This is a genomic window from Serratia sp. B501, from assembly GCF_051172315.1.
Taxonomy (GTDB): Bacteria; Pseudomonadota; Gammaproteobacteria; order Enterobacterales; family Enterobacteriaceae; genus Serratia; species Serratia ureilytica.
In genome coordinates this window covers 109,585-132,405 of sequence record NZ_JBPIZB010000001.1, presented here as the reverse complement: position 1 = coordinate 132,405, position 22,821 = coordinate 109,585, and the positions used below count along the sequence as shown (strand labels likewise).

Genomic DNA, 22,821 nt, shown 5'->3' with positions numbered 1-22,821 from the left:
CCGTTTTATCTCGCAAACCGGCGCTCGATGCGCCGGTTTTTTTATGCTTGCCAGGCCTGATGCTGCAATACCACTCGGTAGCCATCAGGATCTTCAAAGGTTTGCCCCGCCCGATCCCAATAGGGATTATAGGCGGCGACCGATAAGAATCCCGCCGCCCGCATCCGCTCACACGCGGCCCGCCATTCGTTCTCATCCGGCAGATAAAATACCAGCAGATGATCCTGCGTCGGCGCCTGCCCGACCCGTACCCCGCGATGCTGCGTGAACTCCAGATGGTAGGCATGCTGCGGATGCCCGATCATCATGCCGTCGAACCCCTGATGATCGACAAACTCGCCCAGCTTTTCGAACCCCAGCCCGCGGCAATACAGCGTAGCAATCTCTTGCAACCGATCGGTCGGGCGCGCGATGCGCAACACCGCTTTGGCTATCGACATATCCTCCTTCTCCTCATGATAACGTCATACAGCGCCATGCCCGCCAGCATCGCCAGCAGGAACGGCCATACCCGGCTTATCTCCGCCCCGGCCAACACCCAGGCTGGTCCGGGGCAAATACCCGCGATGCCCCAGCCGATGCCGAACAGCGCGCTGCCCGCCAGCAAACGACGATCCAGACGCCCGGCGGCCGGGATCTGCAGCGTTTCCCCCAACAGGCTACGCTCTCGTCGCCTCGTCCACAGGAAGGCCGGCGCCGCCACCGCGATCGCACCAGCCATCACCAACGCCAGCGAGGGATCCCACGCGCCGGTAACGTCGAGAAACGCCAACACTTTGGCCGGATTGGCCATGCCGGCGACGATCAGCCCCAGACCAAAAATGACGCCGCTCAGCAGCGCCAACAGCGTTTTAAGCATTCTCAACCTCCCGCCAGGTGGCGCATCAACCACACGGTCATAAAGCCCAGCAGCATAAACACCGCCGTGGCGGCCAGCGAACGCGGCGCCAACCGTGCGACGCCGCACACGCCGTGCCCGCTGGTGCAACCGCTGCCCAATCGAGTGCCCAATCCCACCAACAGCCCTGCGGCCGCCAGCCCACCGTTGCCGACCGCGATCTCACCGGACGGCAAAGCCGCAGCGGCAGCATACAGCCAGGGAGAGAGCAGCAACCCGCCAATAAATGCGGCGCGCCAGCCCCGCTCCTGGCCACCGGCACTCAATACACCGCCGGTAATGCCGCTGATGCCGGCGATCCGGCCGTTGAACAGCAGCAGCAGCGCCACCGCGCCGCCGATAATGGCCCCGCCCGCCAGCGCGGAATAAGGCGTGAAGTGTTGCCAGTCAATGGTCATCGCGGTTCTCCGGTTGTGGGCAATAAAGCTGATACAGGGTATGGAGCAGCGCCAGCGCTTTGGCATCGGCCACCGCATAGTAAATCTGCTTGCCGGCGCGCCGGGTGGACACCAACCCTTCCTCCCGCAGCACGCCAAGCTGCTGGGACAGCGTCGGCTGGCGGATATCCAGCGCCTGCGCCAGCTCGCTCACCGCCATCTCGCCCTGACTGAGCCGGCACAGCAGCAGCAGCCGATCTTCGTTGCCCAGGGTACGCAGCATCGCGCCGGCCTGCGTCGCCGCCTTACGCATCGCGTCAATATCCATTGCTCCTCCATCAATATATAAAATTATATAATATTATTTTATAAAGTATTCGCACACAAAGCCACCGACTAGCGTGAAATAACGCCGCATGGCATGCTGTTTGGTCTTATCCTTTTGCCGCGCGGAGGGCGCCAGCGATGCTGTTTTTTCACGACGTTCTGCCGCCCGATCAGCCTGTCCGGCCGTTAGCCAGGGATTATCATCATGGCGACAGCGAGCCGGAGCACTACCATAACTGCGCGCAGCTGATCCACAGCCTGAGCGGCGTGGTGCAGGTCACTACCCGGCTCGGCAGTTGGGTGGTGCCGCCCGGCCGCGGCGTCTGGGTACCGGCGAAAGTGGTGCACAGTCTGCGCATCACCGGCCAGGTAGCGGCCAGGACGTTATTCATCGATCCGCTGGCGCGCGCCGATCTGCCGGCTCAGTGCCAGGTGGTGCAGGTGTCGCCGCTGCTGCGCGAGCTGATTATCAGCGCGATGGAGATTGCGCCCGGCTACCCCAGCGGCGGGCGCGACGAGCGCATCATGGAGTTGATTCTGGATGAATTACGGGTGCTGACGAGCCTGCCGCTGCACCTGCCCGAACCGCGCGAGGCCTCGCTGCTCGCCCTGTGCCGCCATATTCAGGCCACGCTGGCGCAGCCCTGGACGCTGGAACAGGCGGCCGAACGCCTCAATGTCAGCGGACGCACCCTGTCGCGGCGCTTCCAGCGAGAAACCGGGCTGCGTTTTGGCGATTGGGTGCGACGCGCCCGTTTGCTGGCGGCGCTGAACGCGCTGGCGATCGGACGTTCGGTGTTGGAAGTGGCGCTGGATCTCGGCTATGACAGCCCCAGCGCGTTCAGCGCCATGTTTCGCCGGGTGCTGGGGGTAGCGCCCAGCGACTATTTCAGCCGGGCCGCGCCGACGTTGACGCCAGATAGCGCCCGGCGACGTTGAACAACGCCTGCAGCGAAGCGCTGGCGGAGTCGACGTCGATGCCAACGCCGTAGCTCGCCTCGCCGTGCGGCAAAACGCAGCGAATGTAAGCCACCGCTCGGCTGTCGCTCTGATGCCCCAGCGTATGCTCGTGGTAATCTTCGATAGCCAACGGCAAACCGAAGCGTTGGCGCAGCGCATCCACCGCGCTGGAAAGCAGGCCGTTGCCGGCCCCCTGCAGCTGCAGAGGCTCCCCCTGCCAGGCGACTCGCGCGTTGAAACTGTACGCTTCCACGCCGTGACTTTCCGTTTGATAGCTCAACAGCTGCAAGCGCGGCTGCTCCACCAGCCCGTAAGTGTCGCGGAATAAGCGCCACAGCTGCGCGACGCTCATTTCCTTACCGCTGCCGTCGGTCGCCCGCTGGACCACCTGGCTGAAATCAATCTGCAAACCGCGCGGCAGCGCCAGCCCATGGTTCTGCTCCAACAGCCAGGCGGCGCCGCTTTTGCCGGACTGGCTGTTAACCCGGATCACCGCCTCATAGCTGCAGCCGACATCGGCGGGATCGAGCGGCAGGTAAGGCACCTGCCACCAGCCATCTTGCCGCTGCCGTTGCGCGGCGAAGCCTTTCTTGATCGCATCCTGATGCGATCCGGAGAAGGCGGTAAACACCAATTCGCCGGCATAAGGATGGCGAGGATGCACCGGCAGCTGATTGCACTGTTCCACCACCTCCACCACCTGCTTCAAGCGGCTGAAGTCCAGGCCCGGCGCCACGCCCTGGGTATAGAGATTCAACGCCAGCGTGACCAGATCGACGTTGCCGGTACGCTCGCCGTTGCCGAACAGGCAGCCTTCGACCCGATCGGCGCCGGCCAGCAGCGCCAGCTCGGCGCAGGCGACGCCGGTGCCGCGATCGTTATGCGGGTGCACGCCGATTGTCACATCGGCGCGACGGCTGAAGTGGCGGCAGAACCATTCGATCTGATCGGCATACACGTTGGGTGTACTCACCTCCACCGTCGCCGGCAGGTTGATGATCATCGGCCGCTGTGCCCCCGGTTGCCAAACATCCGCCACCGCTTCGCAGATCTCCAGCGCGAACGCCAATTCGGTAAAGCAGAAGGTTTCCGGCGAATATTCGAAGCACCAGACGGTATCGGGCTGCGCCTCGCAATGCCGGCGAATGCGCCGCGCGCCATTCACCGCCAGCGCCACGGTAGCCGCCTTATCCTGGCGGAACACGATGTCGCGAAACATCGGCGCCGTGGCGTTATACAGATGCACGATAGCCCGCGGCGCTCCCTGCAGCGCCTCGAAGGTACGGTCGATCAGATCGTCGCGCGACTGCGTCAGCACCTGAATGGTGACATCGTCCGGGATCAGCCGCTCATCGATCAGGGCGCGCACAAAGTCGAAGTCCGTTTGCGACGCCGAAGGGAAAGCCACCTCGATCTCTTTGAAACCGCACTGCAACAGCAGCTGATAGAACTCGCGCTTGCGCGCGTTATCCATGGGCTCCGCCAGCGCCTGGTTGCCATCGCGCAGATCGCTGGAACACCAGCGCGGTGCCTGTCGCAGGGTACGCGAAGGCCACTGGCGATCCGGTAACGTCACCGGCGGGAACGGTCGGTATTTGTTTGAAGGGTCGATTAACATGGGCTTCTCCTGATGCCTGAATGAACGATACCGTCATTATTTCCCGCCTCCGCGCTTGCTTCTCCCGCTTTGCGGACAACCGTCGTCGCAGAGCGGACAACAAAAAAATTTGCATCCTGCGCCAGTGAGACAACAATTAGTTTTGACGTTTTCCCCACCGAGCCGGCAGCACGCCGGACGCTTTACTCTCATTGTCAACGGAGGCGAACATGAGCCTGTATGCAACCCTGGAAGAAGCCATCGAGGCCGCACGCGAAGAGTTTCTCGACACCGCCGAAGGCGGCGGCGGTGACGAACCGCCGGTGCCGCAGCAGTTCAATCTGCAAAAGTACGTGATGCAGGATGGCGACACGATGTGGCAGGCGGAGTTCTTCGAAGAAGAAGGCGAGGCGGTGGAATGCCTGACGCTGCGCAGCGGTGCGGCGGCGCAGGCGATCTTCGACGGTGACTACGACGAGGTGGAAATCACCGCCGAGTGGATAGACGAAAACACCCTGTACGAATGGGAGGAAGGCGACTTCCAGCTCGAGCCGCCGCTGGATACCGAAGAGGCCAGGCCGCCGCCGATGAGTGGGATGAACGTTAACCCGCACGACGCTTTGAACGCCAAGGAGGCAGCATGAACATTCGCCAGGCCCGCCCCACCGACTACCCCGCCATTTTGCAACTGCAGGCGGAAAACGTGCCGGAAGCGCTCGATGAGCGCCAAAAACGGCAGGGATTTATCGTATCGCGCATGAATGAGGCGCAGCTGACGGCGATCAACCGCGGCATCGGCATATGGGTGGCGGAACAGGAGGGCCAACTGGCGGGGTTCGTTTGCCTGATGCCCGCCGACGCGCAGCCGCGGCCGCCGGTGGTGGATGCGATGCTGGCGACGCTCGCCACGCACTCATTCGCCGGACGGCCGCTGCGTGAGCAGCGGGTATTTCTCTACGGCCCGGTCTGCCTCGGCATGGCCTGGCGCGGCAAAGGCGTATTAAAGCGCCTCTACGCCGCAGTCAAAGCGCACACCCGCCATGATTACGACGTGGGCGCACTGTTTATCGACGACGACAATCCGCATTCGTTGGCCGCTCACGTGCAAGGGCTGGGGATGACGGCGCTGGCGCCTTTCCATTGCGGGCAGAAAGGCTACCAGCTGGTGGTGTTCGCCAGCCGCTGAACGAAGTTACTCGTAGGGGCCATGCTGCGCATCGAACGGCAGCATAAAGGTGTCCACCACCATCGACAGCGGCACGTCTATCACCGTGACGTAGCGCCAGGGCGTATCGCGCAGATCCCACTGCACGCCGGGATAATACTGATGACCGTGCCCGGCGCCGGGCACGGTGCGGCTGATGATGCTGCCGCAGCCGGTTAGGGCCATCACGCCGGCCGTCACGCAGGCCAGGCGAAAGTAGGAAGAGAGCTTCACGACATTGACTCTGAGAAAGGGGTTGTTTCGCGAGTGAACAACGCATCGGCCGCAGTCTATCACAGTTCCCTTTTTTCACCGGCACCGGCGCGCTCAGGCAAAAGGTAAAAAAAACGGGGAACGCGCCGTGCGCATTCCCCGTCTAAGCGTTGCCGCTAAGAGATTAACGCCGGCCCGTTGGGTGCGCCAGCGGGTTGTGCGGCAACTGCTGGTAGTGTTCACGCCAGGCGGCGCCTTCCGGCAGCAGCCAGACGCGCTGGTGCAGACGAGCCAGCGTGACCGGATCGCTCAGCAGTTCCAGACGCTTGCCCTTCACCAGCTTCTCCGGCCCCAGCTGCAGCGCTTCGTTTACCCGCTCCTCGCGATTGCGATCGAGCGTCGCGCGCAGGTGGTGACGCGCCGTCGCCAGCGCCGTCGCCAACGCGTTGAAGGACGGGTTGACCACCGCGTGCATAAAGCCGTTGGTCAACGCGCGGTTGCGGTTGAGATGCAGGTACTCTTCCGTCGCCAGCAGCTCACGCGGCGGATTGTACTCTTCCGGGATCAGGAACAGCTTGGCGCGTTTGCTTTTCATGCCCAGCGTCGCGCGGCTCGACAGCACCGACACGAACGGCGACAGGATCAGCGAGAACACGATTGGCGACAGCCACCACAGGAAACGCAGATCCAACCACGCCATGCCGCCGGCCCACACCAGGCCCAGCAACATCTGCGAGCCATGGCGGCGGAACGCTTCGCCCCACGGCGTGTCGTCGTCGTCACGCTGTGGCGAATTCCACACCACTTCCCAACCGAGGAAGGCGCTCACCACGAACACGGTATGGAACAGCATGCGCACCGGCGCCAACAGCACCGAGAACAGCATTTCCATCAGCATCGAAATGAACAAACGGAACGCGCCGCCATACTCTTTCGCCCCCTTGGCCCAGATCAGCACGATGCTGAGCAGCTTCGGCAGGAACAGCAGCACCAGCGTGGTGGAGAACAGCGCTATCGCCAGCTCCGGCCGCCACTGCGGCCAGACCGGGAACAGCTGCCGCGGCTGCAGGAAGTATTGCGGCTCCATCAGGGTATGCACCACCTGCAATGCGGTGGAGAGCGCCAGGAACATGAACCACAGCGGCGCCGACAGGTAGGACATCACGCCGGTGAGGAACACCGCACGGTGCACCGGGTGCATGCCCTTCACCAGGAACAGGCGGAAGTTCATCAGGTTGCCGTGGCACCAGCGACGGTCGCGTTTCAGCTCATCCAGCAGGTTCGGCGGCAGCTCTTCGTAACTGCCCGGCAGATCGTAAGCGATCCACACGCCCCAGCCGGCGCGGCGCATCAGCGCCGCTTCAACAAAGTCGTGCGACAAGATAGAACCGGCGAAGGAGCCCTCGCCCGGCAGCGGCGCCAGCGCACAGTGCTCGATAAACGGCTTCACGCGGATGATGGCGTTATGGCCCCAGTAGTGCGACTCGCCCAGCTGCCAGAAATGCAGACCGGCGGTAAACAGCGGCCCGTAAACGCGGGTAGCGAACTGCTGCACGCGCGCGTACAGGGTATCCATGCCGGACGCCTTCGGCGCGGACTGGATGATGCCGGCGTTCGGGTTGGCTTCCATCAGGCGCACCAGCCCGGTGAGGCATTCGCCGCTCATCACGCTGTCAGCATCCAGGATCACCATGTAGCTGTACTCACCGCCCCAGCGACGGCAGAAGTCGTCGATGTTGCCGCTCTTGCGTTTGACGCGGCGGCGACGGCGGCGATAGAAGATGCGGCCGTGGCCGTCGACATCGCGGCACAGCTCCATCCACGCCTTTTGCTCGGCCACGCAGATGTCCGGATCGTAGCTGTCGCTCAGCACGTAGATATCGAAGTGTTCCAGCTGACCGGTCGCGGCGACGGACTCATAGGTCGCGCGCAGGCCGGCGAACACGCGTTCGACGTCTTCGTTGCAGATCGGCATGATCAGCGCGGTGCGGTGCGCCGGGTTGATCGGCTCATCGCCCTTGATGGTGGAGGAAATGCTGTATTTGTCCTTGCCGATCAGCAGCTGCAGGAAGCCCATCAGCGCGGTCCAGAAACCGGCCGAGACCCAGCAGAACAGCACGGCGAACAGGATCAGAATGCCGGTTTGCAGCACATACGGCAGCAGCTGCAGCACCGACTGCATCAGATCCTGGTCCAGCATGGCGATAGGATCGATCAGCGCCCAGCCCTGGTAAGGCAAGATGGTTTTCATGTACCAGGTGGCGATGCCGGTTTGCACCAGCATCAGCACCAGCAGCACATAGCGGCGCATGGAGCCGACGGTACGCCAGCGGTTCTCGGCCTCGGCCTCCTCTTTGGTGGCGTGCCGATTGTGCGGCGACCGCCCCAGCAGAGAATCCCAGAAGCGCGCCACCGGGTTGGTGCGCCAGGCTTCCGGGAACATGGTGGTGCGTTTGATCGGCGGCGTCGCCTTCAGAATGGCGCGCCCTTCGGCGTCGGTATCGAAGTCGTCATCGCTGACCGCATCCGGCCAGGCGCTTTCGATGCGCGGTTTGACCGAGGCCAGCGCCACGTCATCCGCCGACAGGCTATTGACGTTGGCGTCGGCGGCGCCCATCTGCCGATGGAGCGCCTCCAGAGCCTGAGCGCCATCCGCCGTTTTAGGGGTAAGCGCCTCCGACCGCTCGGCGGTCAGAGGCAGCGCCGCAAGATAATCCTGGGCGGGTTGAGTAGGCTTATTCATTGGCAGGTAGCTGATAGCTCCAGGTTTCCGACAGTGTCTTATCGCCATTGACCAGCGCCGCGCGCATTTCTACCGGCTTCTTGTCGTCTTTCACTTTCAGACGCACCGTCAGGCGCCAGCCTTTGGTCACTGGGTTATAGCGGACGTTGTTTTCTACCATTTCACCGTTGTCGCCGATGCTGATCTGAGAAGCGACCGGCGTATTGGCGTCCAGCGCTTTCAGCACCGGGCCGACGAAATCGACCAGGAAGGCGACGCTGCCGTCAGGCTCGCGGATCAGGTTGGACTGTTTCACGTCACCGGTCGAACGCATGGTCCGCGCCACATAGGCGATGTCTTGCGAATGCAGTTTGTCTTCATCGCGGGTGAAGTTCAGACGGTAGCTCAGCGTCAGCGGTTTTTTGGCTTCCGGCAAGGTATCCGGCGTCCAGAACGCGACGATGTTGTCGTTGGTTTCATCCGCCGTTGGGATCTCCACCAGCTCGACCTTGCCTTTGCCCCAGTCGCCTTTCGGTTCGATCCAGGCGCTCGGGCGCAGATCGTAACGATCGTCCAGATCTTCGTACTCTTTGAAGTTGCGACCGCGCTGCAGCAGACCGAAGCCTTTCGGATTCTCAACGGTATAGGTGCTGACGGACAGGTGTTTAGGATTGTTCAGCGGACGCCAGATCCACTCGCCGTTGCCGGCATGGATAGACAGACCGTTGGAATCGTGCAGCGCCGGGCGGTAGTTCAGCGTCGGCGACGGCTGGTTCGGGCCGAACAGGAACATGCTGGTCAGCGGCGCCAGGCCCAATTTGCCCACCTTATCGCGCAGGAACACTTTGGACTCGACGTCCACGGTGGTGTCACGGCCCGGGATCACCGTGAAACGGTAAGCGCCGGTGGCGCGCGGGGAATCCAGCAGCGCGTAGATCACTAGGTGTTTGTCGCCCTGCTTCGGACGCTCAACCCAGAATTCGCGGAAACGCGGGAACTCTTCGCCGGAAGGCAAAGCGGTATCGATAGCCAGGCCACGAGCGGAAAGCCCGTAAACCTGCCCTTTACCCACCACGCGGAAATAGCTCGCGCCCAGCAGGCTCATAATCTCATCGTTTTTGTCGGCGCTGTTGATCGGGTAGAGCACCTTGAAGCCGGCAAAGCCGAGGTTCTTCACTGATTCAGGATCGTGTTTGACCGAGCCGAAGTTGAAGTAATCCGGGCTGTACTTGATCTGTTTTACGCTGGTAGAGGTGACTTCGTTGATTTTCACCGGCGTATCGAAATACATCCCCTGATGATAAAACTCAAGCTTGAAAGGGGTTTTCAGTTTGCTCCAATAGGCTTTATCGTGATTGAACTGAATCTGCTGATAGTCTGCGAACTTCATCTCGCGGAACTGAGAAGGAAGGTTGCTCTTCGGGGCTTCGAAACCTTTCGCAGCCAGATCCTGCGCCTGCTTGGCCACATCATCAATAGAAAAGGCCCATGCCGGCGAACTGAACAGCGTGAACAATACGGTAGCACCTAACCAACGAACGCTCGCGGCGCGTGGTTGTCCGGATAATATATTAACTAGCACATCCCCCCCTATTCGTGTGCTCAAATCATTTAAATCCATATTAATGGATTACTCAGCTTTCCGACAACATGATAAATGGATGGTTCATGTTTACGGCTCATTGTTTAAGCAGCTGATGGAGCACCAGCGTAGCAAGCCGCGCAACAAGACGCTATGGAAAAATGCGAGGGGCTATAGTAGGGTTCCGGATAACAATTTAACGTTTGACGACTTATTAAGCGTGTTAATGAGCACCCGATTAAATCACCAGCGGTAATCTATGACTAAAGGCAGCAAACAGCGCGAGTTTTTCCTCGATTCGATCCGAGCCTATTTGATGCTGCTCGGCATTCCGTTTCACCTTTCCCTGATTTATTCCAGCCACGCCTGGGCGGTGAACAGCGCGTCGCCCTCCTTCTCGCTCACGGTGCTGAACGACTTCATCCACGCCTTCCGCATGCAGGTGTTCTTCGTGATTTCCGGCTACTTCTCCTACATGCTCTACGAGCGTTACGAGCGCCATCAGTGGCTGAAGGTCAGGCTGGAGCGGGTGGCGATCCCGCTGTTGAGCTCCATCCCGCTAATTACGGTGCCGCAATTTTTCATGCTGAAATATTTCACCGATAAATTAAACGGCTGGGACGAGTTTTCTCTCTATCAGAAAATAAATGTAACAGTTTGGGAATTGGTGTCTCATCTGTGGTTCTTATTGACCCTGTCATTGTTAACCTTCGCCTGCTTTTATCTGTTCCGCAAAATCAAGCGTCAAACCCGCGAGCCTATTCCAGCGTTAATCAACAGAATGCGTGGATTAGGAAACATCTCACTGTGTTTCTTTATTTATGCGGTATGCTATTCGGCCGCGCACCGTATTATTTTAATTTTCGCGCCGCAGCTATTATCCAATGGCCTGTTCAATTTCGTGGTGATGGAGACGATGTTCTACCTGCCGTTCTTCATCCTCGGCGCCTATGCGTTTAAGTATGTGTGGCTTAAAGAGATTTTTCTGCGCCGTTCGCCGCTGGCGCTGCTCGGCTCGCTGCTGCTGTTTATCGCATATATGCTGAACCAGAAACTGTTGGCGCACAGCAGCTATATGTTCGAGCTGGAAGTGGTGATCAAAACCCTAATGGGGATCCTGATGACCAATGTGGTGTTCTCTTTCGGGCATAACCTGCTGAATTATCACTCGCCGCGCATCACCTATCTGGTCAACGCCTCGCTGTTTATATATCTGGTGCACCATCCGTTGACCCTGATATATGGCGCTTTCGTGACGCCTTATATCGGCAACAACCTGTTGGGGTTCTTGCTGGGCCTGCTGTTTGTGTTCTCGCTGGCCTTCGCTTTATATGAGCTGCACAAACGCATCCCGGTGCTGCGCTTCCTGTTCTCCGGCAAGCCGCAATAAGGCCTTACGCCATTTCTGGGTGATGAATTATCGCCCAGAAATTAACCGCATCAATGTTATGATCCCTTCCATTACCGCTGCGGCATCGGCAGCACCCTGAGCATTTTCCTAATATTAATCCTAATCCCTGGGACGCATTGCAAAACGGCAACTGCCTGTTACGCTCACTATTGATACTTATAAATTAGTTGCGTTACTTTCTGGGCAAGGTACACATATGAGAGAAGCATGGGTCGATTATGCAAAAGGGATCGGCATCATTCTCGTGGTTTTCGGCCACGTCAACCGCGGTCTATACAGCGCAGGCATTCAACTCCCCGGCTCGTTCTATCAACTGACAGACAGCGTTATCTACAGCTTCCATATGCCGCTGTTTTTCTTCCTTTCAGGTTTGTTTTTTACGCAGTCGCTGGAGAGAAAGGGCAAAACTCGCTTCGTCATCAGCAAGATCGATACCATCGTCTACCCCTATGTGATCTGGTCGCTGCTGCAAGGCTTGGTGGAAGTCTTATTGTCACGTTACACCAATAATCCTTCGAGCCTCGGCGATGTCCTGGCGCTGTTTACGCATCCTCGCGCGCAGTTTTGGTTCTTGTATGCCTTGTTTATGGTCTTTGTGTTGGCAACTTTACTGTATAGCAAAGATGCATACCGTTATCTTCTGCCGGTGTTGATCGTCATCAGCATGGGGCTGTATCTCTACCAAGATAACCTCACCAAAGCCTTCCATTTCGATTACATCACCCGGTTCTTGATCTTCTTCCTGCTTGGCGCTTTGGCCGTTCGTTACGCTTCTCACATCGCCAATCTGGGCTTTGGCTCGCTGTTGGCTTCCCTGTTCGCGTTTATCTCGCTGCAATGGGGATTCCACGGCTATTCCGGCTTGCTGTATACCGATGCAGGAAGTTTCTCCCTGATACTGGCGGTTGAAGCCATCTTCTTCATCGTCACCCTATCGGTTATGTTGGCTAAAACGAAGCTTTCCTGGCTGCGCCGACTCGGTGAATTGAGCATGGTGATCTATCTGATGCATATCCTCGCCACCAGCGGTTTACGCATCATACTGACCAAGTTTCTGCACGTCAGCAATTGGCCGGCGCATGCGATCCTCGGCACTCTGGTTGGCTTGAGCGCGCCCATTATCGCTTATCTGCTGATACAGCGCCTGCATCTCAATTTTCTGTTGGAGCGTCCTCGCTTCAATAGCCGTCTGCAAAAAGAAAAAATCTCCTGAGGGCGGTTCCGCCGCCCCTGCCCGCTGTTCCTGACACTATACTTGATGGCGCAACCTGCCGGTTGCGTCTTCTTCCCCATGTCACACAGAGCACACATTGTTCAGCTTGACGTCGTCCGTTAAGGCAAAGTGATACGGCGGCATAGATAACATGGCCGTTATAACTGCAATGCATAAGTAGAAATCCGGATCCCTGCCTTACGGTAGTGATTGGGCTCAACCCCCGAAGGGCTGCGCGATCGCTTGATTGATTCGATGGCGTTACCTGTCTCTCCCTTCCGTCACGACAGAGAGGATTTTGAATGACCGATAAAAACACCCAGGCTCAGGAAGCCGTAGCGGAAAACGCCACCCTGCTGAAGATCCTCAGCAGGTTGCTGTCCGCGCTGGACGCTTCGATCAGCGGTAAAGAACGCAGCGTTTTGGTCGCTGAGCTCTCCAACTTCAATCTCGACGGCATTTCCGAAGCGGAACGCAAACTGGCCACCGAGCTGATCAAACGGTCGCTGGAATCGCTCGACCATTAACCCTACCGCGCCTGCAAACCATTAAGCCTGCCTGCGCGGGCTTAATGGTTTTTCCCGCCGTGCAAACCCGGCATTGTTGCCAAAACTAAAATACAGCAGCCTGATAATGTTGGATAAAAGGCAGAACTTCACCCCTTCCCCTCACTTTCTTAGTTTAATCGCACCAAAGGGTAATAATTGATCGATTGTTTTCGCAATCAGCCTTGGCGTTTTACCCACTAAACACGTTATCATCGAAATACGCGCAGTGCCCCCTATCCCCCAGCCTCAGGAGAACGATATTTTGGATGCCAGCACCATTAACAGCTTGTTCGTCATCGGTGCCGTGCTGGTGGGGGCAAGCATTCTGCTCAGCTCATTTTCTTCCCGGCTCGGCATTCCGATCCTGGTGATCTTCCTCGCGATCGGCATGCTGGCCGGCGTTGACGGCCCCGGCGGCATCGTCTTCAGCAATTACCCGGTCGCTTATCTGGTCAGCAACCTCGCGTTGGCGGTGATCCTGCTCGACGGCGGCATGCGCACCCGGGTCAGCTCATTCCGCGTGGCGCTGTGGCCGGCACTGTCTCTCGCCACCGTCGGCGTGGTGATCACCGCCGGCCTGACCGGCATGGCCGCCGCCTGGCTGTTCAATCTCGATCTGCTGCAGGGGTTGCTGATCGGCGCCATCATCGGTTCTACCGACGCCGCCGCGGTATTCTCGCTGCTGGGCGGCAAAGGGCTGAACGAACGCGTCAGCGCCACGCTGGAGATCGAGTCCGGCAGCAACGATCCTATGGCGGTATTTCTCACCATCACGCTGATTGCGATGATCGCCGCCGGGGAAACCGCGCTGAGCTGGACCTTCCCGCTGCATCTGATGCAGCAGTTCGGCATGGGCATCGTCTTCGGTCTCGGCGGCGGATGGCTGCTGCTGACGCTGATTAACCACATCAAGCTGGCGGACGGCCTCTACCCGCTGCTGGCGGTGAGCGGCGGCATTCTTATTTTCGCGCTGACCACCGCGCTGGACGGCAGCGGCATTCTGGCGGTGTACCTGTGCGGCCTGCTGCTGGGCAACCGTCCAATTCGCAACCGTCACGGCATCGTGCAAACCTTCGATGGCCTGGCATGGCTCAGCCAGATCGGCATGTTCCTGGTGCTCGGCCTGCTGCTCAACCCGCATGAGCTGCTGCCGATCGCCATCCCTGCCCTGCTGCTGTCGCTGTGGATGATCCTGTTCGCACGCCCGCTGTCGGTGTTTATCGGCCTACTGCCGTTCCGCAGCTTTACTCTGCGCGAACGCGGCTTTATTTCCTGGGTTGGCCTGCGCGGCGCGGTACCGGTGATCCTGGCGGTGTTCCCGATGATGGCCGGGCTGCCCAACGCCCAGCTGTTCTTTAACGTGGCGTTCTTCGTGGTGCTGGTCTCCCTGCTGCTGCAAGGCACCACGCTGTCGTTCGCCGCCAAAAAGGCCAAGGTGATCGTGCCACCGGCGCTGACGCCGATCTCCCGCGTTGGGCTGGACGTGCACCCGGAAAACCAGTGGGAACAGTTTGTGTATCAACTTTCGGCGGAAAACTGGTGCGTCGGCGCCGCGCTGCGCGAGCTGAAAATGCCACCCAATACCCGCATCGCCGCCCTGTTCCGCGGCAAAGAGCTGCTGCACCCTAGCGGCAGTACCCGGCTGCGCGAGAACGATATCCTGTGCGTTATCGGCCATGAGCACGATCTGCCGATCCTCGGCAAACTGTTTAGCCAAGCGCCGGCCGTGACGCTCGACGAACGCTTCTTCGGCGACTTTATCCTGCAATCCGACGCCCGTTTAAGCGACATCTCGCAGGTTTATGGCCTCAATCTGCAAGATGATGTCGACGAGCAACAGACGCTGGGGCAGTTCGTCATTCAGCTGATCGGCGGTGAACCGGTGATCGGCGACCAGGTGGAATGGGACGGCCTGACCTGGACCATTGCCGAAATGGAGGGCAATCAGGTCAGCAAGATAGGCGTCAGGATCGTGACCGACTAACGCGGCCGCGCTATCAGATGAGGGAACTTCTGGCCTTAAGAACGTTCTTAATCACTATCATGATGCATGAAGTACGGCGTCGCTGAATTATATCCGTTTGATATAAAAACAATTTAACAGCGGCGCCAACGGGGATTAGGGATGTGAACGGCAAGACTCGATTTCTTTCGGTGATGATGGTCATGGCGCTGGGCGTAGCGGCGCTCGATCTCAGTATCGCCGGTTTGGTCCATAGACTTTTAATTGGATAATTTCAACGTGACGCAGCGGGAACAAGAAAAAGACATTCTGGGGAAAATACTGGTGACGGTGTCCGCGCTTTGCCTGATTCTGGTGGCGGCGTTCCTCATCTGGGGATTCATGCTGGACTGATACCGAGGACGCTCAGAGATAAAAAAAACCGCCGCGGCGGTTTTTTTATGGGTCAGGCGATCAGATCTTGCAACCTTCGCAGTCCGCTTCGTCTTCGAGGAATTCAGGGACCTCTTTTACCTTCTGCGCCGCTTTTTCTTCGGCTTTCGCCAGTTCGGCATCGATATCAAAATCGAAAATATCATCACTCATCGCTTGGTCCTCATTCTGCTTCGCGTTCAAACGCTGAGTATAATCGACAAGCCGCCGGCCGGAAACCTTTCAGTTTGCCGCCGCCAGCTGCGATGGCTCATCCTGCGGCTTTTTTCCGTAGGCCATGTCGTACACGTCGTAGAAGTCGATTTCGCCCTTGTTGCCGATGATCACCCGCATCTTCTGTTTCAGCGCGGCGCCGATGGACGGCTCATCTAGCAGCTGCTGCACCGCATAAGGCGACAGCGCGCGGGTGAAGTACCACTCGCCGTTATAGCACACTCGCAGATCCAGCACCCCGATGTCCTCGAAGCGGTAGACCGGCCGGATCTCTATCAGCAGCATGGCGAACATGAACAGCACAAAGGCGGTGAAGCCGAGGAAGGCATACATCCCCATGTACGGCACCTGATACATCACGGCGATCACCGCGAAGTAACCGGCGAACATGGCAAGGCACAAATAGCGGTGAGTACGGGCGAATTCGCTGTTGAAGCGCGGCTTGCCGTCGCGCCCTTCGCGCCGATTGATCTGTTCAATCTCTTTAACCAAGATGCTTTTAATCGCGTCCATCGTTACAACCTTATGCTGGAAACAGCATTGCCATCAAATCTCACCGCTAAAAGTAACACAAGTACAGTTTTGCCGGGTAGATCAGTTAACCAACTTAATGGCGGCAACTGTTATAGTTCGGCTTCAGCGCGGTTGAGCGGCTTTGCCTTGCGCAAACATGAACATGCGCTGGGCGACGTCGTCGGCCTGTTTGATTTTCTGCTTTTGCGGTTCGTTGCTGCGTTGAATGGCGCGGGCGTAGGCGATTTCATGGGCCTGATCGATCATCGCGATGATGCGATCGCGTTCAGTCTTCTCCATATTGCCCAACATGGTGGTGATAATCGCCTGGTAAGCGTTGGACGCGGCGGTCAGCGCCTTCTCTCTCGCCTCGAGGGCGGCGACGCGTTGCAAGAGTTCCTGCAGTTGCTCGGAGTGTGACATATCGACCTCCTGTTGCCGGGCAGCAAGCCTGCCTGATTACAGTTTAGCAAAGGATCGAGAGAGAAAGAGGAAGGAAAGCCAGCGGTTACGGTAAAGCACACCCGAAAATCCCAACGAGGAGCCGATAGTGCAAATCAACCCGGGTGCGCTTTACGGTAAGCGCGATGAAATGAAGTGAAAGAAAGCTGGCGCGCTATGCAGGACTCGAACCCGCGTCTATCAATTTTCAAGCCAAAACAAGCCATTATAAAACCAATCACTCTGCCAACTGAGTTAATAGCGCGTTCCTTCGCTTCGGGGCGTTATTATCCATAACAACATTATGGACTCAAGCTTTTTTAGCATAATGCCCTGATTTTACGGATAAGTCTTAGGTTATCGCCAGCGTTATGGCCTTACGGCAGCTCAATAATCGGGTAATCGCCGGCGATAAGCGGCTTGCACAAAATCTTGTAGCCATCGCTGTCGAAATGGCTGGCCGCGCTCTGTAGCCGCTCCGCCTGCGCCAGATTGCCGACCGAGCCCAGATAAAACCAATTGTGGATCACATGGTACTGACGCAGCGTCTCGCCCTGCTCCTCCAGCGCCACGCGCCCGGCGAACGGCCAACAGGTGATACGCAGCTGCTCAAGCGCCGCGCTGAGCCGCAGCGCATGCTCCTGCGCCGACTCCACGCCACAGCAGGCGCCCGCGCACTTGCGCAGGCTGTAGCGGAAACAGGCTCGCCCCGCCGGCAGCTTGTCGATCCCCAGCTTGCCGTAACATAAACGATGCTCGTCGGCGATGGCGCGCAGCTTTTCCAGCGCGGCGTGGCGATTGGCAAACAGCCCGTAGAGATGGGGCGTGACGGCAAAGTCGATCTCTTTGGCGTGAGCAATCGTCACCGCATCTGCCTGCAAGCGCAGCGCGCACAGCTGTTTCGAGCGCCGCAGACGTTTGTTGAACAGCGGCTGTTGTTGTTTGATCAACTGCGCCTCCAGCAGCAATGCACCCAACTCGCCGGCGGTCTCGATAAAGCTGATGCGTCGGGTTTGGCGCAGCATTTTAGCCTCGTCCTGCGCGCGGAAGTGCGCCATCACCCGGCTGCGTATATTGACGCTTTTACCGATGTAAAGCGGCAGGCTCTCGCTTTGACCATGAAACACATACACGCCCGGCCCTTTGGGCAACGGCGCCAGGCAGGCGCGCAGGTGCTCCGGGTATTGATAAATGTCGAGTTCTGGCTCGAGGCGGTTTGGCATCATGGCGGTGGCATTATCCTGCTGATGAATGAACACTGGTTTTTTACCCAGTATAACGCCCAACGCAGCCGGTTGCACACCCGGCGGATAATAACTCACCGTGATCTTTAACGGGAAAGCCTTTACTATCCCCTTTCCAGCGGGAAAGTGCCTCACGTTTAGCGCCAGTTCAAGCTGGCGCTGCCATGATGGCATACTGGAACCGCCGCTTTTATCGTTATGGAAAACCTGGGTATGTCATCACTGAAACTCCCCTCCCGCCGTCTGGCGTTGATCGCCGCCATCGTTTTCATCGCCGTCGCCGTCGCGCTGGCCATCTTTTGGCAACGTCCGCCGCAGCAGGATTACGTTACCGCGCCAGCCCGTCTGGGCGATATCGAAAACGCCGTGCTGGCCACCGGGCGGCTGGATGCCATCGAACGCGTCAACGTCGGCGCCCGCGTCTCCGGCGAAGTCAAATCGCTGAAGGTCAAGCTGGGCGATCGCGTCACCAAAGGGCAACCGATCGCCGACATCGACGATCTGCAACAGCGCAACGATCTGCGCAACGCCGAAGCGGCGCTGAACGTAGTCAAAGCCAATATGTTAGCCAAACAGGCCTTGCTGAAACAGGCGGAGTCGCGTTTCAAACGCCAGCGCCGCATGCTGAACGACGAAGCCAGTTCGCGGGAAGACTTCGAGACCGCCGAAGCCTCGCTCGCCACCACTCGCGCCGATCTGCAGGCGCTCAATGCGCAGTTGGTGCAATCGCAGATCGAAGTCGAGAAGAAAAAAATCGATCTGGGCTATACCCGCGTGGTTGCGCCAATGGACGGCATTGTTATCGCCGTGGTCACGCAGCAGGGACAAACGGTCAACTCCAGCCAAAGTGCGCCGACCATCGTCAAGCTGGCGCGGCTGGATATGATGACCATTAAGGCGCAGATCTCCGAAGCCGACATCACCCGCATTTCGCCGGGACAAAAGGCTTACTTCACTATTTTCTCCGATCCGGATAAGCGCTACGACGCCACGCTGCGCACCATCGAGCTGGCACCGGAATCGGTGATGAAAGACGACTCGCTCGCCGGCACCAGCTCCGCTTCCGGCTCCGGTACCTCGAACGCCTCGGTCTATTACAACGCGCTGCTGGACGTGCCAAACCCGGAAAACCGCCTGCGCATCGCCATGACCGCGCAGGTGTCCTTGCTCCTCGGCGACGCGAAGAACACCCTGCTGGTGCCGATCCAGGCGGTGCATAAAATCGATGGCAAAGAGCAGCAGGTGCAGGTGCTGACCCAGGACCAGCGGTTGGAAACGCGCAAAGTGACCACCGGCATCACCAACAATGTCGACATTCAGATCCTCAGCGGCCTGAAAGCCGGTGAAACCGTGGTGCTGTCGCAGCCCGCCGCCAAATCGGCTGAGGATGGCATCTTCCTGTGAACGCGATCATCGAACTAAAAGGCATCAGCCGAACGTACACCAACGGCGGTCAAGCGTTAACGGTGTTGAAAGATATCGATCTGACCATCGCCGCCGGCGAGCTGGTGGCGATCATCGGCGCCTCCGGCTCCGGCAAATCGACGCTGATGAACATCATGGGCTGCCTCGACGTGCCGGATCGCGGCGATTACTACATCAGCGGCCAAAACGCCGCCCACCTGTCGCCGGACGAATTGGCCCGCCTGCGCCGCGAACATATCGGTTTTATCTTCCAGCGCTATCACCTGATGCCCGATCTCAGCGCGCTGGGCAACGTCGAAATCCCGGCCATCTACGCCAACGCCCGGCGCGATCAGCGTCGGCAGCGGGCGGCGCAATTGCTGGCGCGGTTGGGGCTTGAGGGACGCGAAGACCACAAGCCCGGCCAGCTTTCCGGCGGCCAACAGCAGCGCGTCAGCATCGCCCGCTCCCTGATCAACGGCGGTGAGATCATCCTGGCGGACGAACCGACCGGCGCGCTGGACACCCAATCCGGCCAGGAAGTGCTGGCGATCCTGAGCGAACTGAATCAGCGCGGCCACACCGTGGTGATCGTCACCCACGATATGAAAGTGGCGCAACATGCGCAGCGCGTCATCGAACTGCAAGACGGCAAGATCATCGCTGACAGCGGCCGCAAGTCGGCGTCCGGCCCATCGTTGCCGCCGCCGCACCGCAGCCGGCAAAGCGGCTGGCAACGCCTGATCGACCGCACCCGCGAATCGCTGCACATGGCGCTGAAAGCGATGAACGCTCATCGTCTGCGCACCGCGCTGACCATGACCGGCATCATCTTCGGCATCGCCGCCGTGGTCACGGTAGTGGCGCTGGGCGAAGGCGCCAAACAGCGCACGCTGGAAAACCTCAAAGATCTCGGCACTAACGTGGTAAGCATCTATCCGGGCCGCGATTTCTTCGACGACGCCATCGACAGCATCCGCACTCTGGTGCCGGCCGATGCCGACGCGCTGGCGCAGCAAAGCTTCGTCGACAGCGTCAGCCCGGAAGTAGACGCTTCCGACAGCATCCGTTTTCGCAGCAAATCCGCCACCGCCTCGATCACCGGCGTCGGGCGCGACTATTTCCGCGTTAACGGCGTCGAGCTGTTACAAGGCGTGACTTTCCGCGACGATCGTAATGCGCTGCAGGAAGTGATCATCGACGACAATGCGCGCCAGGCGCTGTTCGGCGATTTCGGCGTCGAGCCGCTCGGCCAGATCGTGTTTCTCGGCTCGGTGCCGGCCCGGGTGATCGGTGTGGCGAAAAGCAATCGCAACTACGCGCCCAATCGCATCACTGTTTGGATGCCCTACAGCACGGTGATGTATCGCATGGTAGGCAAACCGACGCTCAGCGGCATCACCGTTCGGCTAAAGGACAATGTCGCCAGCGAATCGGCCGTCACCGCTATCACACAGCTGTTGACCCAACGCCATGGCGTAAAAGATTTCCGTTTGTACAACTTCGATAAAATCCGAAAGTCCATCGAACGCACGTCAATGACTTTCAGCCTGCTGATCCTGATGGTGGCGTCCATCGCGCTGGTGATCGGCAGCTTGGGCGTGATGAACATCATGCTGGTCTCGGTGACCGAACGCACCCACGAAATCGGCGTGCGCATGGCGGTCGGCGCGCGGCGCAGCGACATCATGCAACAGTTCATGATAGAGGCGGTGCTGGTCTGTCTGATCGGCGGCGCTTTGGGCATCGCGCTGTCGTTCGCCGCCGGGTCGCTGTTCACCTCGCTGGCGGGCGGCATGTTCACCGCCATCTATTCCTGGCAAGCCGCCGCCACGGCATTTTTCTGTTCAACCTTAATCGGCATGATCTTCGGTTATCTCCCCGCCCGCAAAGCGGCAAGGATGGATCCGGTCGTTTCATTGGCCAGCGAGTAACCCATGAAAATTTTATCTCCCCTGGCGTTAAGCCTCGCCGCCCTGCTCACCGCCGGCTGCGGCAATGCCCTGAAAAGCGACTACCGGGCGCCGCAGGTCAACTATCCTGCGGGGTGGCAATACGCTGCCGGCAACGCCGCGCCGACGCCGTTCGACTGGCGCGATTTCCACGATCCCGAGCTCGATCGTTGGCTGCAACAGGTGATGGCGAGCAATAACGATCTGGCCGCCGCCGTGCTGCGCGTTTACCGCGCGCGGCTCGAGGCGGAACGCGTCGGCATCAGCACCGCGCCCGGCGTCAGCGCCTCATTAGGCAGCGGCATTAATCGCCCGCTGTCCGAGTCCTCCGCGTGGAATAAAACCAGCAACGCGTCGCTCACCACCAGCTATGAGGTCGATCTGTGGGGCAAGCTGGCGCGCCAGCGCGACGCGGCCGAGTGGAGCAGCCAGGCTTCCGTGCAGGATCTGCAGGCGGCGCGCCTGAAGCTGTTGGCCGATGCCGCCACCAACTACTGGCGCATCGGTTTTCTCAATCAACAAATCAGCGTCAGCCAGGCGAGCATCGCCTATGCCAAAACGACGCTGCGGCTGGCCAACGCCCGTTATCAGGCCGGCAGCATCTCGGCGCTGGACGTAGTGAATGCGGAACAAAACTTGCTGACGCAGGAACGCAGCCTGGTGACGTTACAACACGATCGTCAACAGGCGCTGAACGAACAGGCGGTGCTGCTGGGCGCGCCATCAGGCCAGGCCACCATCGCACCCGCGCGCCTGCCGACGACGGCGATGCCGCAGATCAACACCGGCATTCCCGCCAGCGTCCTGAGCCGTCGCCCGGATCTCAGCGCTCAAGAGCTGCGGTTGCGCGCCGCCCTGGCCAACGTCGATGAAAAACGTCTGCAATACTATCCCGCGTTCAGCCTGACCGGTTCACTGGGCGCCAGCAGCAGCGCGCTACTGGAATTCCTGCGCAACCCGACGGGCAGCCTCGGCGCCGGCCTGACGCTGCCGTTCCTGCAGTGGCGGCAAATGGGCGTGGAGATCAAGATCGCCCGCAACGACTATGAACAGCAAGTTCTGGCCTTCAAGCAGGCGCTGTACAAAGCGATGGGCGATGTGAACAACGCGCTGTCACTGCGCACGCAGCTGCTGGCGCAGGAGACGCAGTTGCGCGCCTCATTGGCGTTGGCGCGTAAATCGGAGCGGTTGAACGAGGTGCGTTATCGACAGGGCGCCGTCACCATTACCGACTGGCTGAACGCTCAGGAACAACGCCGTCAGGCGGAACTGGCGGTGGATGAGAACCGCTTCGCGCAGTACCAGAATCTGGCGAAAATCTATCTCGAATTCGGCGGTTCATCGGCGCCGTAATCTCAGCGGCCTGGCCACCCGGCCAGGCGTTTTTTTAGCGGCGAACACATCAATTTTTCCTGTGTTATCTCCCGTATTCTCTATACTGGAAACACCATCAATCAGCCGAAAAATCGCCATATCGCACAATTATCAGACCATTCTCGCACCAAATCGGTGCAAATACTTAAGTTAAACTGCTGGATTTGATCGCCGCAAGATATAACGTTAAGCTATAGATGCAAAATAATTAGTCACCTAAATGACATAACATC

The 22,821-nt window shown here is 59.1% G+C and carries 22 protein-coding genes, 1 tRNA gene and 1 pseudogene; 11 read left to right on the top strand and 13 right to left on the bottom strand.

All coding sequences use genetic code 11. The annotated features are described in order from the left end of the window. Nucleotides 1-41: 41 nt before the first annotated feature. The 4 genes from ACSBQV_RS00770 to ACSBQV_RS00755 are packed head-to-tail and all read right to left on the bottom strand — an operon-like array spanning nt 42 to nt 1,603. On the bottom strand, nt 42-440 hold the full coding sequence (locus ACSBQV_RS00770) for a VOC family protein (RefSeq protein ID WP_033642666.1): 399 nt from the start codon (nt 438-440) through the stop codon (nt 42-44). After that, the gene (locus ACSBQV_RS00765; RefSeq protein WP_099782714.1) at nt 431-859 is read right to left on the bottom strand and encodes a YeeE/YedE family protein; all 429 of its coding nucleotides are present in this window, start codon (nt 857-859) and stop codon (nt 431-433) included. Before ACSBQV_RS00765 ends, ACSBQV_RS00770 begins: the two co-directional genes overlap by 10 nt. 2 nt (nt 860-861) lie before the next feature. Further along, nucleotides 862-1,296 (bottom strand): YeeE/YedE family protein, encoded by a 435-nt coding sequence (locus tag ACSBQV_RS00760; protein ID WP_033642664.1) that lies wholly within the window; start codon nt 1,294-1,296, stop codon nt 862-864. Next, the gene (locus ACSBQV_RS00755; protein WP_069100846.1) at nt 1,286-1,603 is read right to left on the bottom strand and encodes an ArsR/SmtB family transcription factor; all 318 of its coding nucleotides are present in this window, start codon (nt 1,601-1,603) and stop codon (nt 1,286-1,288) included. The genes ACSBQV_RS00760 and ACSBQV_RS00755 overlap by 11 nt, the downstream gene beginning before the upstream one ends. A 137-nt stretch (nt 1,604-1,740) precedes the next feature. Here ACSBQV_RS00755 and ACSBQV_RS00750 point away from each other — a divergent pair, with 137 nt between their 5' ends. Further along, nucleotides 1,741-2,541 carry an AraC family transcriptional regulator gene (locus tag ACSBQV_RS00750; RefSeq protein WP_099782716.1) on the top strand — a complete coding sequence of 267 codons (801 nt, stop codon included), beginning with the start codon at nt 1,741-1,743 and terminating at the stop codon, nt 2,539-2,541. Here ACSBQV_RS00750 and leuA read toward each other — a convergent pair. Further along, the gene (gene leuA, locus ACSBQV_RS00745) at nt 2,492-4,180 is read right to left on the bottom strand and encodes a 2-isopropylmalate synthase (RefSeq protein ID WP_099782718.1); all 1,689 of its coding nucleotides are present in this window, start codon (nt 4,178-4,180) and stop codon (nt 2,492-2,494) included. The genes ACSBQV_RS00750 and leuA overlap by 50 nt on opposite strands. A 209-nt stretch (nt 4,181-4,389) precedes the next feature. Between leuA and ACSBQV_RS00740 the strand changes: the two are divergent. Then, a pseudogene (locus ACSBQV_RS00740) lies at nt 4,390-4,766 on the top strand (MysB family protein). Between the two features lie 33 nt (nt 4,767-4,799). Further along, nucleotides 4,800-5,345, top strand: coding sequence for a GNAT family N-acetyltransferase (locus tag ACSBQV_RS00735; protein ID WP_099782720.1), 546 nt, complete (start codon nt 4,800-4,802; stop codon nt 5,343-5,345). A 6-nt stretch (nt 5,346-5,351) separates the two neighbouring features. On the opposite strand, the gene ACSBQV_RS00730 is transcribed toward ACSBQV_RS00735, so the two are convergent. The 3 genes from ACSBQV_RS00730 to mdoG form a co-directional block, all read right to left on the bottom strand. Then, nucleotides 5,352-5,597: a YceK/YidQ family lipoprotein gene (locus tag ACSBQV_RS00730; RefSeq protein WP_033642658.1), complete on the bottom strand. Its 246-nt coding sequence runs from the start codon at nt 5,595-5,597 to the stop codon at nt 5,352-5,354. Between the two features lie 163 nt (nt 5,598-5,760). Continuing rightward, on the bottom strand, nt 5,761-8,319 hold the full coding sequence (gene mdoH / locus ACSBQV_RS00725; protein WP_099782722.1) for a glucans biosynthesis glucosyltransferase MdoH: 2,559 nt from the start codon (nt 8,317-8,319) through the stop codon (nt 5,761-5,763). Beyond that, nucleotides 8,312-9,880 carry a glucans biosynthesis protein MdoG gene (gene mdoG / locus ACSBQV_RS00720; protein ID WP_169539530.1) on the bottom strand — a complete coding sequence of 523 codons (1,569 nt, stop codon included), beginning with the start codon at nt 9,878-9,880 and terminating at the stop codon, nt 8,312-8,314. The genes mdoH and mdoG overlap by 8 nt, the downstream gene beginning before the upstream one ends. Nucleotides 9,881-10,139: 259 nt before the next feature. Between mdoG and mdoC the strand changes: the two genes are divergently transcribed. From mdoC to ACSBQV_RS00695, 5 genes are all read left to right on the top strand, one after another. Beyond that, nucleotides 10,140-11,270: a glucans biosynthesis protein MdoC gene (gene mdoC / locus ACSBQV_RS00715; protein ID WP_042784177.1), complete on the top strand. Its 1,131-nt coding sequence runs from the start codon at nt 10,140-10,142 to the stop codon at nt 11,268-11,270. Nucleotides 11,271-11,487: 217 nt separating this feature from the next. Then, nucleotides 11,488-12,504, top strand: coding sequence for an acyltransferase family protein (locus tag ACSBQV_RS00710; RefSeq protein WP_033650721.1), 1,017 nt, complete (start codon nt 11,488-11,490; stop codon nt 12,502-12,504). Between the two features lie 302 nt (nt 12,505-12,806). Further along, complete coding sequence (locus tag ACSBQV_RS00705) at nt 12,807-13,031, top strand: hypothetical protein (RefSeq protein ID WP_033642653.1); 225 nt, start codon at nt 12,807-12,809, stop codon at nt 13,029-13,031. Between the two features lie 283 nt (nt 13,032-13,314). Continuing rightward, nucleotides 13,315-15,036, top strand: coding sequence for a potassium/proton antiporter (locus tag ACSBQV_RS00700; protein WP_004927894.1), 1,722 nt, complete (start codon nt 13,315-13,317; stop codon nt 15,034-15,036). A 243-nt stretch (nt 15,037-15,279) separates the two neighbouring features. Further along, nucleotides 15,280-15,408: a hypothetical protein gene (locus ACSBQV_RS00695; RefSeq protein WP_033642652.1), complete on the top strand. Its 129-nt coding sequence runs from the start codon at nt 15,280-15,282 to the stop codon at nt 15,406-15,408. 60 nt (nt 15,409-15,468) lie between these two features. Here ACSBQV_RS00695 and ACSBQV_RS00690 read toward each other — a convergent pair whose 3' ends face one another. The 5 genes from ACSBQV_RS00690 to cho form a co-directional block, all read right to left on the bottom strand. Beyond that, on the bottom strand, nt 15,469-15,600 hold the full coding sequence (locus tag ACSBQV_RS00690) for a hypothetical protein (RefSeq protein WP_015377413.1): 132 nt from the start codon (nt 15,598-15,600) through the stop codon (nt 15,469-15,471). A gap of 69 nt (nt 15,601-15,669) precedes the next feature. After that, nucleotides 15,670-16,173 (bottom strand): YlaC family protein, encoded by a 504-nt coding sequence (locus tag ACSBQV_RS00685; RefSeq protein WP_047026308.1) that lies wholly within the window; start codon nt 16,171-16,173, stop codon nt 15,670-15,672. 123 nt (nt 16,174-16,296) lie between these two features. Continuing rightward, nucleotides 16,297-16,596 (bottom strand): sigma-S stabilization anti-adapter protein IraP, encoded by a 300-nt coding sequence (locus ACSBQV_RS00680; protein ID WP_033642650.1) that lies wholly within the window; start codon nt 16,594-16,596, stop codon nt 16,297-16,299. Nucleotides 16,597-16,782: 186 nt separating this feature from the next. Next, nucleotides 16,783-16,879, bottom strand: a tRNA-OTHER gene (locus ACSBQV_RS00675). 112 nt (nt 16,880-16,991) lie between these two features. Continuing rightward, nucleotides 16,992-17,840, bottom strand: a complete 849-nt coding sequence (gene cho, locus ACSBQV_RS00670) for an excinuclease Cho (RefSeq protein WP_033644249.1) — start codon at nt 17,838-17,840, stop codon at nt 16,992-16,994. Between the two features lie 216 nt (nt 17,841-18,056). Between cho and ACSBQV_RS00665 the strand changes: the two genes are divergently transcribed. Genes ACSBQV_RS00665 through ACSBQV_RS00655 form a run of 3 tightly spaced genes read left to right on the top strand, consistent with a single transcriptional unit; the run spans nt 18,057 to nt 22,567 of the window. Next, the gene (locus tag ACSBQV_RS00665) at nt 18,057-19,262 is read left to right on the top strand and encodes an efflux RND transporter periplasmic adaptor subunit (RefSeq protein ID WP_080280844.1); all 1,206 of its coding nucleotides are present in this window, start codon (nt 18,057-18,059) and stop codon (nt 19,260-19,262) included. Beyond that, nucleotides 19,259-21,196, top strand: a complete 1,938-nt coding sequence (locus ACSBQV_RS00660) for a MacB family efflux pump subunit (protein ID WP_047571986.1) — start codon at nt 19,259-19,261, stop codon at nt 21,194-21,196. Before ACSBQV_RS00665 ends, ACSBQV_RS00660 begins: the two co-directional genes overlap by 4 nt. Before the next feature lie 3 nt (nt 21,197-21,199). Then, nucleotides 21,200-22,567 carry a TolC family protein gene (locus ACSBQV_RS00655; RefSeq protein ID WP_099782724.1) on the top strand — a complete coding sequence of 456 codons (1,368 nt, stop codon included), beginning with the start codon at nt 21,200-21,202 and terminating at the stop codon, nt 22,565-22,567. Nucleotides 22,568-22,821 lie beyond the last annotated feature (254 nt).

What these genes read in the sequence shown, in the direction of transcription:
- ACSBQV_RS00665 (WP_080280844.1), top strand. Translation starts at nt 18,057, where the DNA reads ATGGAAAACCTGGGTATGTCATCACTGAAACTCCCCTCCCGCCGTCTG.
- ACSBQV_RS00705 (WP_033642653.1), top strand. Translation starts at nt 12,807, where the DNA reads ATGACCGATAAAAACACCCAGGCTCAGGAAGCCGTAGCGGAAAACGCC.
- ACSBQV_RS00690 (WP_015377413.1), bottom strand. Translation starts at nt 15,600, where the DNA reads ATGAGTGATGATATTTTCGATTTTGATATCGATGCCGAACTGGCGAAA.
- ACSBQV_RS00680 (WP_033642650.1), bottom strand. Translation starts at nt 16,596, where the DNA reads ATGTCACACTCCGAGCAACTGCAGGAACTCTTGCAACGCGTCGCCGCC.
- ACSBQV_RS00765 (WP_099782714.1), bottom strand. Translation starts at nt 859, where the DNA reads ATGCTTAAAACGCTGTTGGCGCTGCTGAGCGGCGTCATTTTTGGTCTG.
- ACSBQV_RS00710 (WP_033650721.1), top strand. Translation starts at nt 11,488, where the DNA reads ATGAGAGAAGCATGGGTCGATTATGCAAAAGGGATCGGCATCATTCTC.
- mdoC (WP_042784177.1), top strand. Translation starts at nt 10,140, where the DNA reads ATGACTAAAGGCAGCAAACAGCGCGAGTTTTTCCTCGATTCGATCCGA.
- ACSBQV_RS00750 (WP_099782716.1), top strand. Translation starts at nt 1,741, where the DNA reads ATGCTGTTTTTTCACGACGTTCTGCCGCCCGATCAGCCTGTCCGGCCG.
- ACSBQV_RS00755 (WP_069100846.1), bottom strand. Translation starts at nt 1,603, where the DNA reads ATGGATATTGACGCGATGCGTAAGGCGGCGACGCAGGCCGGCGCGATG.
- ACSBQV_RS00685 (WP_047026308.1), bottom strand. Translation starts at nt 16,173, where the DNA reads ATGGACGCGATTAAAAGCATCTTGGTTAAAGAGATTGAACAGATCAAT.
- cho (WP_033644249.1), bottom strand. Translation starts at nt 17,840, where the DNA reads ATGATGCCAAACCGCCTCGAGCCAGAACTCGACATTTATCAATACCCG.
- ACSBQV_RS00655 (WP_099782724.1), top strand. Translation starts at nt 21,200, where the DNA reads ATGAAAATTTTATCTCCCCTGGCGTTAAGCCTCGCCGCCCTGCTCACC.
- ACSBQV_RS00760 (WP_033642664.1), bottom strand. Translation starts at nt 1,296, where the DNA reads ATGACCATTGACTGGCAACACTTCACGCCTTATTCCGCGCTGGCGGGC.
- ACSBQV_RS00735 (WP_099782720.1), top strand. Translation starts at nt 4,800, where the DNA reads ATGAACATTCGCCAGGCCCGCCCCACCGACTACCCCGCCATTTTGCAA.
- leuA (WP_099782718.1), bottom strand. Translation starts at nt 4,180, where the DNA reads ATGTTAATCGACCCTTCAAACAAATACCGACCGTTCCCGCCGGTGACG.
- mdoH (WP_099782722.1), bottom strand. Translation starts at nt 8,319, where the DNA reads ATGAATAAGCCTACTCAACCCGCCCAGGATTATCTTGCGGCGCTGCCT.
- ACSBQV_RS00770 (WP_033642666.1), bottom strand. Translation starts at nt 440, where the DNA reads ATGTCGATAGCCAAAGCGGTGTTGCGCATCGCGCGCCCGACCGATCGG.